Genomic DNA, 14,392 nt, shown 5'->3' on the forward strand with positions numbered 1-14,392 from the left:
GCACACGAGCCTCCCTAACCATTTGATTGTATTATCTATCTGCCCTGTACATCAATCTCTTCAGCATCTCGCGGAGCTCGCCCAATCCTCGGGCCTCTGCTCGCTTTGCTTGACGAGCAGTAGATTCATTCGACTTGCCGGACTCAGGCGGGACATCATCAAACCGTGTCTCTGCTTAGAAAGAAAACGCCCTTCAAGATGCTCTTGCTCTGTCTGTCCGGATGGCGTCTCCACATACCGAACACATAGATTCAACCCGCAATGAGCGCTACCCGCTTCTGCGGGACTATGTTGGGCGCAATACGCTTGCCACTAAATAAGCGATTGCAAATGAAATCGAAATACGCCACCAATATTAGACAGACCGCCTAAATAAGCGGCGAGCCAGGGGGTGCAAGATGTGGGGCGTCAGTTCCACCGGGGTTTCTTGTCGCGCTTTTTCCTTTTTGCTTTCTTGCTTGATGGTTGTTACGCAGATAACTGACGCGCGTAGCATGTCAAGTTCGACGAAGAGCGAACGGCCGCTGCAATTTGGTGCAGATGACGGCTCTTCAATTGTACTGACTCTCACCGGCCATAAGCGTGAAGGAAACGCATTTGGCCTTGTGGCAGCTCTTGAGAAGCATAGACAACAGAATGATGTCGATGGAGTGAGCGTGCTCGTCAGATGCAACGCTGCTGAGCAGGGCCTGCCCAACGCCTCCTTTCTAAATGCCACCGACAAGTGCTCTTCATTCTCGGTGATCTCAAGCGGCCAGGTGAGATTGGGTATTCCGTACGTATCGCCGGAGCTAGGCGACGAAATCGATGAAACAGCAATTGGCGTATTTGCGGTAGAGCAGCGTGTCGCCCAGTTGGATGCGCTCAAGCCACTCGAGTCCTACCTCGACATCGACAACAAGCGCACCGTCTTCACCTTGAAAGAGCAGTCCGGTAAGTTTGTTGCGGGCGCGATCAGGGAAGTCGACCGCACGGCGAAGCCTCTCAGCCTAATGGATAGCGAAAAGCTAGGGGCGCTCAAATCGGCCAATCCGCTATCCGGCGTTCCGCTGATACAAACGCCTGAGGCGTCACCAACCGGCGAACTGACGCTCGCGTATCCGATTGAATTCCCAGGAACCCGGCGGGGTTTTTCTCCTTCGGTTAGCATCCGATATGGATCGAATACCGGCTACGGTCCTCTCGGCGAGGGCTGGCAACTGGAGGTTCCTACAATCACGGTTGAAACACGATGGGGCGTTCCAGTCTACAGCGAGGCGTTTGAAACAGAAACCTATCTGCTCAACGGGAGCCAACTCGTGCCTGAGGCCGGCGACAACTTTGTCGGGAACCCGGCCGACGCGTTGCAGCTGCAGCCAATGCCGCATCGGACCACAAACCTGCGACCGCGCAAGAGAGGACAGGCTAGGTTTGTGCTCCGTCGAGACAATGAACTTTGGCGTGTAATACGTCATGGCGATAACCCCAGGGACTACTGGTGGGAGGCGTGGGCCGAAAGCCCAAGTGGAGGTAGTCCCCGCACGCTTTATTTTGGCCGGGCTCCGGGGCGTGTGCCAAGTTTCATCAATGACGCAGATCTACCACAACCCGAGATGGCAGGTGCGGGATCGTACTCAGAAGGTAGAGCACTGCTCAGAGCGGGCGCTCAAGCGTCGGTCGATCAAAGCTCTGAGACGAAATGGGGGTTGGCGCGCGAAGTTGATGGGCACGGCAATACAATCGACTATTTCTGGGATCTGAACGGGGGGGACCCGGGCGGGTGGCACGATCTCTATTTGCGGAGACTGCTGTACACGTCGAACCTAGCGACCGAGGAAACGATCCTGAGATGCCGTGAAACTCCTGGTGCTGCCAGCTGCAAAAGACGGGTCGCGCTCTATGACGTTGCCTTTGACTGGATTTCTCCTGCCACCCACTACGTGCGCACGGATTCGAGAACCGGCGGCCTTGTTAAACGCGGGCTGATGCTCTCGAAAATCAAGGTTCGTGGGCGACAACTCTTCGACGCGTCGGCAACGATCACGCCAAACCTGGGAGCAAAGTCCCTCGCTTGGCGCTGTTCGCCCGCGTTTCTAAGCTATGTATTCGACTACCAGCCGGAATTCAGTACTGCGAAAGGCCAAGGCGGTGTGTCAGCGGGGCGAATGTTCCTCAAGAGCATCGCCAAGGTAGTGTCACAAAACTCGACACCGTTCGAAAAGGTCGCAGGCGCCGATCCACGCGCGTGTTCTGCATTCCCTGACGACCTGACAGACAGCAAGACCACGTATACGACAAGGCTGGACTACGAACTGCCTACGTCAGCGGTCGCTGGCCTAGCACTACCACGTTCATGGACGCAGACAGGAACCGCAACTGTTGACGGGCAAAAAGTCCTGGAAGGCACTGCTCCGGTCGAACTGGCAGCGCAGGTCAGAGGCGCGATCCTGGGCTCGAGCAGTGCAACCAAGGGCCCGCTCGCGTCATCGATGCTTGGCACTTCGAAAACGACCGACCTGGCCGGCAGCCTCTATCTTGGTATCAATTTCTTCAATGCCGGAAAGACGAATTCCTTCGGCGTCAAAGTCAACAGTTCCAAGCGAACGTCGTACCAAGAGTCGACGTTAGTCATCGATGTAAACGGAGATGGCCTGCTTGACGTCGTCGGCCGCAAGGCTGGACGCTACGAAGCGACGCTCGGCAAGCTCGATGCAACTGGCACGCTCGCTCTGGATGCCGATCCGATTGCCATTGCCGTGCCGCCGGGCTTCATGGGTTTCAATCGCGAACCTTTCCAGAGTACGCGTGGATCGGCAATCGAAGCCCATTTCCTGACCTCCTTCTTTGCGTCCTACAGATCAAAAAGCTCGGCCGTTCAAGATGTCTTTGTCCAGGACGTCAATGCCGATGGGCGCCCTGATGTGGTTGGTAGCGGGACGGTTTTCTTCAATACGTCACGCGGCGGACAAGTCTCGTTTGCTCTGGAGCAGGATCGTTCGTTCGTAGATGACCGCGACTATGCCGCTATTTCGAATGGCGAGGCCACTCTTCGTCTGAAGTCTATGGCCGAAGAGGTGCGCAACGCTACCTCGAATGCCAGCGGGAACGAGCCGCGCGTCGATGTCACGCGATACTGGCGTGCACCTTTCTCTGGAGAAGTGCTGATACGCGGCAATGTGACTTACGCTCCTCCCCGCGAGCCATCCGACTTGCGAGATGTTCCCCTAGAGCCAGATCCACTGCTTAGCGCGATCCGACGCAAGGACAGGCGCGACGGCCTATACTTCACTGTCGAACTGAATCAAGACCGGGCTTGGGATCAACCAGGCAACATGTTGCGCTGCTTCGCTGCGACGCTTGGCGGGACTGGTCAGAAAGTGAAGCTCGTTACTCAAGCTGCGGGCGCAGGCACGGTTCCAGTGAGCAACTGCCTTAAAACCGTGCGACCGGGTTGGCCCGACCTTCCTGCTGTGGCGGCGTTCCCACACGGCGCCGGGCCGAACGACGGTCTACTGGTCTCGGTCAATGCTGGAGATGTAGTCTTCTTCCGAACCCATTCCATCGACAACGCACAAGACGATGTCGTGCAGTTTTCGCCGCAGATCGACTATGTGCGAATGGCCGAATTGCGACCTATCGGCGCACCCGCTCCGCCCGCGGATATAGTATATGGAATCACCGACGTCACGGGCTCTTCTGTGGTAGCCGCGTCACTCGAGTTCCTCTCGTCGAACTGTCATCCGATGGAGGTTCGGCTGCCTGGCGGATTCAATTTCATTTTCGACGAAGCGAAGGCAAGACTTTGCGACCCCTGGGGTCGCAGTCTGACGAGATATCGACTGACCGAGGAATACGACCAATTCGCAAATGGGTCGGGGCTTTTTATCTCGCCGATCGACGGAACATTTCATTTTGAGGGAGCGCTCACGAAGCCGGCGACATTGCTGTCTGGAGAGATCGTAGCGCGCATTCTGCCGCGGCCCAGCAATCCGACAGAGATCTCGCAGCAAGAATCTTGCAAACCCGATCAGGATGGCCAGCCCGGGCAGGAAGGAAAAGAGCAGTTCACACGCATCCTGGCATTCGGCCAAGCAGCAATTTCCGAAAGCTCCGAAGCGGGACGAGTGACGACCGAAGCGTTCAAGGTTCGTCGAGGCGACCTTGTTTGCCTGTTCCTTCGGTTCAGAGAACCGGGCAAGGACAAACCGATCGTCTGGCCCCAGGACTTGTCGCTTTTCCGCTGGAAGGAAGACGCGCTCTCAGTTCGGTTCGATCGCAAGCTGCTGACGCTCTATCTCGACAGGGATCGGACCGACGAGGAGGTGGACGAATTGCTCCCTCCGGCCGACCGCGATGCCAGGCGCGCCGATCTTTCGAACTGTCCAGCAACGCAAGGAGATAGCCAGGAGATCGCGCTGCCACCCACGACTGATGATCCGTTCGAACTTACGCCGCCAGATACGTGGCCCAAGCACAGCTCAAAGATCCACTACCGATGCATCGTCGTGAATGATCGGCACTGGGTTACCCCGAAGACCATCGGCGCCGCATCCCGGAGTTTCTATGCGGAGCGCGGATCAGCTACAGCGCCGGTGCAACGGTTCGCAAGGCGCACGCAATCGATCAAATTGCCGGCCAGCGATCTTGCTTGCCGGCCGGGCCAAACCGCCCCCGTCGGTAGCCAGGGGAATCTGAAAGAATATCGATTGCGGCTCGAACCCGCGACTTTAGGCGAGACCGATCAGGCCGATGAGATCGAAGTCGCAAAGAAGGTCGACCTGGAGCGACCCGCACTTGCGCTGCGAAACACGCTCGTCACGCTAGTCGACGGCAAAGGCAGCCAACCGATCCAATTGACGCCCTTTACGGTCAGAAAAACCACATGGCCTCTAAACAATGTATGGCCGGCGCGAATCGATGATTCCGACCTGATCGATTTCTTCGCACAGAGCTCCGGCGATCTCACTATGCTGCCACAAGCCGCCGGTGAGTTGACGACACAGGAAGCGCGGCTTCTGCCGCCGCTGTCGCCAACGCAGCCGAACCCTGCCAAACTCACGGGCTTTTATGCTCGGATCAATACCACGCCCGACAACTCTATCGAGGGCGACGACGGCGTAAGGCTCGTCCGCTCGGATCGGATCGCCTACAGCCTTTGCGTACCCGACGAATCGACGATTGAAATTACCAGCATCGTCGAAAATGCGGCTGGCCTCGGCGGTGCAAGACAGCCGCAAACGGTTGCGATTGCGGCTACGGGAGACTGTGGGCCTAGCCTTTGCCCAATCGCCTCCAGTTCGGTTCACTTGGTCGGAGCTGTGTTTGATGGTCCTGTTCGCAAACCGGCTCCCTATGCGGTTTTCGATCCAACCTACACACAACGCCAAGCGCCGATCGAGCCATCGTCATCAAGAGGCTGGGGTGAACTGGCCCTGACCACCGAATACGACGAACTTGAGCCCATCGATCTCGGCAAGGCCGATCCAACCGAGTTGCCTACTGCCGGTCCACCTTCCTTTGCAGCGATCTCGGACCTGCCGACAGTCCGCACGTACTCAAAACTGCTCACTCGATATCTGACTAGAATAGGTCCCATAGGAAAAGGCGACGCGGTCAACGCGGTCAACAACGGGCTATGCAACGGGCCAAACGATACGCCAGACGATTGCAAGCGCAAGCTGTTCCTATCGCAAATGCGCGTTTTTCCGTTGACCTTGAGCTTCAAGGCATCCGCCGAGCCACAACTGAAAGCTCAAAGCGGTGTACCTGCGCAGCCGGCCGAATCGACGCTTGGCCCGAACGACTGGATCTACTGTTCCGAGAACCCGATCAGGCGCCCGCTTACGACAACCGAATCGATTGCCCAGGTAGACAACAAGCTGACCACGGCGGTCGCCGACCACGCCGGCATCACGACCGCCGCGGCACCGATCTCACCGCATCTTTGCGCTGTCGGGCCCGATAGGGGCGCGTGGACGTCTGGCGAATACCTGAGCTCGAGCAGAATCGGCGACAAGGATCTGGCCAACGTCGAGGCTGAATATCTGGAAGGGCGCGCAAGCAGCCTGGATGAGAATGCGGGCGGGACGGCTGGCCCAGCCGCAACGAAGGTGCCGGCTGGCCCGTTGCTCGTGCGAATGCTCCCGAAAGTTTCGACGACTTCCTCCAAAGGCAACAGTGCTCAGCTCTTTCTCGGCGTCTCTCAAATGTCGACCGAAACCAACTCCGTTGCCGATGTTCTCGACCTCAACGGAGATGGCTTCCCTGACCAGATTCAGGGCAACAAGGTGCTTCTCACTGACCCTGCGGGACGGTTCCGCTGTTTGACGGAGGGCGCATGGAACATACCCGCCGACTGCCCGGAAAGGCCGGCAGCACCGGGAACAGTAAAGTCAGAGTTTCAGCGGCTGTCGAAGGGATCGACCAACTCACTCAGCATACCCTTCCTCTCGCCGAAGACTTTCGCCGAAGCCACGGCGAGCGCAGCTGGGCGTCTTGCGGGCTCCCGATCCGGCAATCCACCGGCGCAGAACCAGACGAGCAGAGACCCAGGCTGGGGAATGTCGCTCGGCCTCGACTTTACCAAAGGCGCTACAACCAGAAACGCTGACTTCATGGACATGAACGGTGACGGTCTACCAGATGCAGTGACCGGCGCCTCCGCCGGCGCGGCGAGCGTTTCACTCAATCTCGGGCAGGCAATCGGCCAGAGCGCCGCGCAGCCCTGGAACGGAGGGCTGATCACTGAGCGGTCGGCCTCGGTAGGCTTGAGCGCATCCATAGGTTATGGCGACGACAAGCAATCCTATGGAGGCGGCTTTTCAGCCGCGACGAACTATTCGAGGCAGAATGCGATCCTAGCCGACATGAACAATGACGGGCTGGTCGATCAGATCAGCATCAGCGGCAAAACAGTGTCGGCCCGCATCAACAACGGCGACGGGTTCGCCGACGGCTCTGTGCAGATAGCAACGCTTCCTCGGGATTTTGGTGGTCTGTCGCAAGGCGAAACCGACAGCGTCACGGCGAGCGGCTTTTTTACGCTTAGCCCGTGCATTCCGGTTCCATGGGGATGTATCTACATAGTGATCAATCCGGGTGCATCGACTGGCGCAGTCGTCAATCGCCAGGTCATCACTTTCAGAGACATGGACGGCGACGGCCTATCCGACCTTGCGGTCGCGGGCGGCATCAACGTCGCCGGCGATCTCAGCCTCATGTTTTCCAATAGCGATGCTAAAATCTACAAGAACCCGTTTGCCAGGCACGGGGTTCTGAGTGCCGTCTACCTCCCGACTAACCCGGATGCGAGTAAGGGCGTCCTGCCGCCCGGCGCCATCGCCAACTATCGGTTCGGCTATTCGCTCGTCGCCGCAAGCTGGAACGATCCGAATACACGACGTGTGTTCAGCAAGCTGGAAGTCTGGGATGGGGTCCAGGCCGACAACGTGATGCCCAATCAGCGCCGTCGTACTTGCTATGGTTACAGCGGCGGATACTTCGATCGCTTCGAGCGGACATTCCTCGGCTACTCGAAGGTGGTCAGTGTGGATGGTTGCGACGAGCCCTTGACCGATGCACCGATCGGCATGGTGTCGGCGGAAGGGCTTGCCGTACTGCCGGGCATCCGCAGAACTGCGCGAACCTATGCAAACAGATCGATCTATGAATCAGGCCTACTTCTCAGCGAGCACACGATCGATCTTGCGACCCCGGTCGTGTCGTCCATCCAGAAAGGTGGCGAGCGCACAACCGAGAATACCTATGTGCTGGTGGATATCGGCGTATCGACTGCACGGCATTTCGGCTGCCAGATGTTGAATGTCGCAAGTGGAGCCGCAGGTGGCGACGCGTCGATGAAACCCGTCATGAGGGCGATGCTCGAGATGAGCGAGGGCAAGCCCGGACGGATTGCATTCCCGAGCCCCGCGAATGACGATCAGGAGGCAGGGCAATGTGAGCCCGTGCCGGTGCTCGAATTCGAATCCACCGCAGCATTTGATCCGCCGTCGCCAAGGGATCCCCGTGAATCGCGGCGCCTCGCGCCGGTGCTCGTCCAAACGGTGCAGTCGACGACGGAAGGAGGCGATCTAAAACTCATATCGGCTTTGCAATACGGCGTCGATCACTACGGGCGCATCGTCGAGATGTGTAATCTCGGCGACCTTACTGACCGAGCTGACGACCTCTGCTCGAACATCGAATACGATTCCTCTATCCAGCTCTCCTTCATCCACGGCGCGACGGGCGGAGGGACACTTGCCTACGATTTGAAGAACCGCGTGCGTGCGGTGGTTGTTGACAGCGCCGACCCGGCCGGGAAACCCTTGCGCCGGCGAACCGCATCGTATTCTCGGGAGTTCGGCGACCTGTTGGCGGTATGCGCGTTCGAGGACGTTTCTGCCTCTGCCGATCCTTGCGAGGGTGAGGCGTTCATCCCACCACTTGCCTCCGAGTTGGACATAAATCGGCTCTCGCGTGTTGCCGTATCGAACTACCAATATGATCAGTATGGGAACATCGAAAGATATGCTTCCCCGCTATCTGCTGACGGCTATTTCGTCGTGAAATCATATACCTACGATGACGTTGTGCGATACGCTGAAGTCAGCGAGGAGACGGAATATTGCAAGCTCGATAAGGAAGTCCCCCCTCGGGATCGTGCGGTCACAACGAACGGCCAGGGTTCCAAATGCCCCATGGGAACGGCAAGCACGGAAGGCGTTTTCCGTTCGACCTTCAGCGATTTCGATTGGCGCCACGCGATTGCCACGACCCAATGTGATGTAAACCGCAATGGCATGACAACTGAATATGACAATACTGGCCGCCCGACGCGCGTTTCCGTCTCATGGGCAGGACCGGAAGGCGATAGTGTCCAACCCGGCGCCAAGGCAAAATGCACGGCGGATGGAAAGAAACCATCCGATGCTGTTTGGAGCTCGATCGCCGAGTATCAATACAGGGTCGGCCTCGAAGTGGTGGGGGCAAGTCATGAAGCCAATACAGCGGTCTCCCGGGTTACCCGCTTTGTTAGCGCCCGAAACTATAAGTACGCCGGCGTCGAGAAGCCTGGCAGCGGGCTGCTTGCGCTGGTTTCGGATACGCATTTCGACCATCTCGGGATCGCCATAAACACGATCTCGCCGGCCGACGTCTGCATTCCAGGCGAAGAATCCGACGAAGGCGCCTCCTGCGACCCGTCGCTGCGCAAGAAATACGCGGCCGGTCCATTGATCCGCCGCGACAACCTTGATCGCGAAACGGAGATATTCCTGCCGACGCCTCACGATGACCTGCCCCCGATTCATGAGGCCCGGCTTCCCGACGGGCCGGCTTCGCAAGAAAAGGCAAGCATCGTCTACGACGGCTTCGACCGGCCGCTCCATGTCCAACTTTCTGATGGCAACGGCTATGCGTTCCGCTATCTGGTCGTGGACGTTGATGGCAAGCTCCGGCACCGTTCGGTGAGCCGCGACGCGCGATGCGTTCCGCATGCGATTGATCGCGACGTGCGAGGAAACGTTGTTTCGGTCAGCGAGTATTTTCATCGCAGCCTAGGCGAGAAGGATTTTGGAAAGCACGCCTTGGGTTCGAGCGGCAATCCTGAGGACGACGCGGTGATAAAATTGCTGAGCTGGGTCAAGACGATCGCCTATGATGGCGATGATCGCGACCAGCAGCGTGTCGGCTGTGAGCAAGGCGAGGTGTCTGACACCGTGGCTGCCGGCCAGTCGCTGATCGCTGCACCATTGCGGGATCTGGAGAGCGAGATCGGCGGCCCGTTAGCGAGGTCCAGAACCGCATATCGCTACGATGAGTTAAGCCAGTTGGTCAGCGTCGCGCTGCCGGCCGAGACAGCCACGACAAGTGGCGCGAGTTCAGGATCGAGCATCGACGTGGCTTATGATGGACTGGGGCGCCGGACACTCATCTCGGATCCTGACCGTGGCGTCGAGCGGCTCTCGTACGATCTGGCCTCCAATGTGATTTGCAGGCGTACGACCGAGCCTGTTTCAAAGCCGGAAAATCTGGTCGAACTTCTGTCTGAATTCGACGTCGAGCGCGCGCGCCGCGTCGAAGGCGGCACTCGGCTCGCGGGTGAAGACTTGTGCCTCGCGCCGCTTGTGCAAAACAGCAAGATCATTGCGCGCACGATCAGGAACGAATACCAGTTCGACCGGTTGGCAAACGTTCTTTACGTCGACCCCGTCTCCGTTGATGGAGACTTGAAGAACGCGGCCTACATCTATGGCAAGGCGTCGAATGACAATGATGTGCGGGACAATCGCGCCGGACGAATTATTGAGATCACCGATGCAACGGGCCGCCACGCCACACCCCGCTATCATGCGCTTGGAATGCCGGAACAAACCAAGCGGACGCTGTATGGTCTGGTGCGGAGCGATCCGGCGGCAGATCCGCCGCCGGTTATGGGTACTGTTCAAACGGCAAGCTTGTTCGACAACTGGGGCCTCCTGCGCCGCACGGCACTCCAAGGCGAGTTCTCGGGGCTTGCGGAGGGCGGTACTGCCGACCGCGATCTGTCCAATGTCCTGACTGCCGCACAGGCGACCTGGTACAGATATTCGCCGGCCGGGCCAGTTGCCGAGATTCTCGCGGGATCGCCATGCAAGCTGCCGGTCGACGCAACTGACGATTGGCCAGCCAATACACCTGAATGCAGCGAGCAGTTCAGACCGCTTCGTATTGTCGCCGACACGTCATTTGACGAGCGTGGCAATGCGGTGCGCATTGCCTACGGCAACGGCGTCGTTACGCGCAACACGTTCTCCCACCCGACAAACCGCATGATGCGTTCCTCATCGAGGATCGGGGTGCGCTGCGATGAGGAGGCGTCGGACGATTGCAGCGGACAAGCTCCTCCCATCGAGTTCCAGAACCTTGCCTATCGCTATGACGCCGCAGGCCAAGTCGTTGGATATGACAACTTGCCGCGGGACATTTTTCCGTGCTTGCCCATCTCGTCACTGCCTGCCTGCTCCCCGCTTTCGAAAGCGAATGCGGTGGCCTATGGCTTGCTGGTTTCGGGTTCGACCAACAACTTTGCGTATGACGAGATCGGCCGCCTCAAATCGGCGGACAAGGTGTTAGGCACGTTCAACAAATCGGCAGACGAGTTGACTCTGACTGCGGAAGCCGCGGCCGAAGCGCCGCTCTCCTTCATCAAGTTCAAGGAGGAATTCCGCTTTACCGACTCGCATCTCCTCACAGGTCTTCGCCGGACCTTGCAGATGGGCGATTCCGAGGCACCAGGCGTTCCTGCTACGGACTTCAATGACTATGGACCGGAACTCACGACGGAGATCAGACACGAATACAGTCATGGAGGACCCCACGCAGTCGACCTGACGACGGTCAAGAAGCCTGAGGCGCCGTTCAAGGAGGAAATGGCCTACGTCCATGACGCTGCCGGCCGGCTTGAATTGACGCGTTGTGCCGGCTGTCTCGCAAAGCCTGCGCGGGGTGAGAAGCGATATGTGGCGAATGAATACGGCTGGGATCCCGACGATACGCTGGTCTCGACGCACCGGCGTGTCGATCCGCCGAAGGCCGGGAAGCACAAGGGTTCTGGGGGCCAGCGCAATTTCATATACACCGAGCAGACTTACGATTATGCGGGCGAGCGCGTTCTCAAACGCGCCCAGGAAAAGATCGGACAGTTTAAGAAAACTGCCGTCGGGAAGAACTTGGTCGAGACGATCTACGCCGATGCGCGCCTAACGGTGACCCGCAAGCCGGGAGAAAAGCCGGATGCCCTCTACCATGTGCTCGCAGGCTCAAGGCGCATCGCGACAAAATGGGCCGACGGCAACGGACTGTTCATCTACCACGCGCAAATGCCGACGCGCAGCATCTCGGACATTGTTTATTCGAATGGCGACGATCCAGCGACCGCGCGCATACACAAGCAGATGGAATACGCGCCGTTCGGCGAAATTCTGGTCGGCCGCGAGATGCCAGTCGCCGGTGACGCTAATGGCCGCAATGGGCTGGCGCGGCCTCTCTATCGTTTTAACGCCAAGGAATATGACGAAGAGTCTGGCCTGACCTATTTCGGCGCCCGTCACTACGACCAGCGCATGGCGCTATGGCTGTCTCCGGATCCGATACTAGGCGCCTACTTATCGGGCGATATCAACGACGGAGTTTTCAATTCAAGGAATTTGGCTGCATACGGGTTCGGCTGGGGTAACCCGATAAATTACCTCGACATTGATGGAATGGCGCCAGGTACGCCAGATGGATTTGTGATTGTCGGCGCGATGGGCGGAGTTGCTGGAGTGGTAGTAGGAGGCGCCGGCGGGGTTGTACTTTCGATTCCCACATTCGGCGCTGCGGCTCCGATTACCGTATCACTCGGTGCCGGTTCGCTCGGTCTACTCGGAACCGCTACCGGGGGGCTAATTGGCACGACAATCGATCGAATTGAGGATGCAACCGGTCTGAGCCTCCTGCCATCATGGCCTCAGCCGGTCATGCCCACATGGGTTGAGAGCAGGTCAAAAGCACCAAGCCCGCTTCCGGAAGCTAAGGGCTCTGATCATAGCATTCTACAACCTGACGGTGGATATACCACATGGGAGGGTAATCGTTCGAAGCAATTTCGCCCAAGCGGGAAGCCGCACGGAGACATACCTCGCCCGAACGTGAAGGAACACACCGAACATGTTGGTCCTGGCGGAAAGTCGTTGAGGCCGGAAGTGCGCAGTCCACGCGCTGATGAGATTCGTCCCGAAGGTGGTTATAGACCGGCGAATGACAACTCTCCGAAGGGAGGTTCCCCAGAGTAACAAGCTGTTGGGAGTAGCCAAATTGATCCGACCGCAGGTTTTTGGAGTTGCGTGTGGCCTTTCGCGAGACCTGCCGCATTCTGCGGTCGAGAGAACGCCGACGGATGGCATCATTGTCGGTGTCGTCCCCGATCAAGGCCGAACTCGTCATCGATCTGCGCCGTCCGCGCGATATCCTCGTGTTCGCAGTTCGGGCTGGCGGCGGATGCCGCCATTGACCGGATTCTGGTTCTCGCGTATCCGCGACAGTCTGCGATTGCAGCCCTTCAGACGCCGGAAGGACTTAATGCCAGTCGCCCCATCGGAGCGTGATGTTCTTGCTGTCATTTCGGGCATCAGCAGTGACAGAGACGCGTTTGCCGGTACGCTTGTCATTCGTCGCGAAGTTCACCCGTTCATTGAACGTCGCTCTCAGCTATCCTTCGCGCGAATTCGGCCAGTGCTTGCTGGTAGACCGAGGCGCGGTTCCAGTCGTTCCAGACACGGTAATTGGCCTGGCCCGGCCCATAGCCGCCCCCAGCAACCCAGCCATGGCCGCGCAGGAAGTTGGCGGTCGACGCCAGCACGTCGGCTCTTGAATGGATGAGGTCTCGACGGCCGTCACCGTCGAAATCGACGGCGAACTGCAGGTATTTGGACGGTAGGAACTGCGTCTGGCCTAGCTCGCCAAAGCCGGCGCCCTTCATCTGGCTGGCCGAAATGTAGCCCTTCTGCGCAATCTCCAGCGCCGCATCCAACTCGTTGGTGAAATAGGCCGAGCGGCGGCAGTCGTAGGCGAGAGTCGCCAATGGCCCGAATACGCTCTTGGAGCCGGAATTGGCGCCGAAGCCGGTCTCCATGCCCCAGATGGCGAGGACGACTTCCGGCTGTACGCCATAGCGTGACTGAATCTTGCCTAACAGCCCGGCTTGCGACTTCATCAGCCCCTTGGCCTTGCTGACATAGGAGATCGGCGCCCGCCGGTTCAGAAACTGCTCCATAGTGCCCTTGAAGGCAGCATACTGCTGGCGGTCCATCCGAATTACACCGGTCTCGTATCTGACCCCAGAAAGTGGTCGGGTGTCGATGCCGCGGTGCTGAGCGCTCGCCCTATAGGCTTCGACCCATGCATTGAAACCTCTACTGTCAACTCCGCATCGTGCATCCCCCGGCCTATCCTCTCGGTATTTTTGTTTTCCTGCGGAACCGGGTAGTACGTCTAGCTCATGAACTGGCAACGGATCGGGATTTTCATCAGAAATCATAGACACCGATGCGCCATTGCCTCGCTTTATATTTATTTCCTGCACTTGGTCTGGGAATTCCTCAGAACCCGCACTGCAGGGATGTAAGGCGAGTGTTGCGACAAAGGCCCAACTTACACGCAACCAAAGTCGGGTTGGCAGTTTTGTCGAAGCTTCCTCCATCGTATTGTCACGTCCCATTATGTCACCGGCCAAATTGAAAACTGATAGACAAGACTGTAATAATGTTCACCACACTGCCTAGTGCGCAAGGATGGATGAAGTCGATTGATGGCGAATTTCTTCGTGAAGCAACAATGTGATGACAGCTAGTACGTGATTGCTCCGACTGGTCACCTGAGCCCGTGTTCTTCA

2 protein-coding genes are annotated in these 14,392 nt (G+C 58.2%); one reads left to right on the forward strand and one right to left on the reverse strand.

Annotated elements, in window-relative coordinates:
• The first annotated feature begins 494 nt into the window (after positions 1-494).
• On the forward strand, positions 495-12,794 hold the full coding sequence (locus AC1D1N_RS13620) for a SpvB/TcaC N-terminal domain-containing protein (protein ID WP_477349091.1): 12,300 nt from the start codon (positions 495-497) through the stop codon (positions 12,792-12,794).
• 395 nt (positions 12,795-13,189) lie between these two features.
• On the opposite strand, the gene AC1D1N_RS13625 is transcribed toward AC1D1N_RS13620, so the two are convergent.
• Positions 13,190-14,218: a lytic murein transglycosylase gene (locus AC1D1N_RS13625; RefSeq protein WP_477349093.1), complete on the reverse strand. Its 1,029-nt coding sequence runs from the start codon at positions 14,216-14,218 to the stop codon at positions 13,190-13,192.
• Positions 14,219-14,392: the final 174 nt, after the last annotated feature.

The organism is Mesorhizobium sp. P2_B5, assembly GCF_056404775.1.

Bases quoted from the DNA above. Each gene is read 5' to 3' on its own strand.
- AC1D1N_RS13620 (WP_477349091.1), top strand. From the start codon at position 495: ATGTCAAGTTCGACGAAGAGCGAACGGCCGCTGCAATTTGGTGCAGAT.
- AC1D1N_RS13625 (WP_477349093.1), bottom strand. From the start codon at position 14,218: ATGGGACGTGACAATACGATGGAGGAAGCTTCGACAAAACTGCCAACC.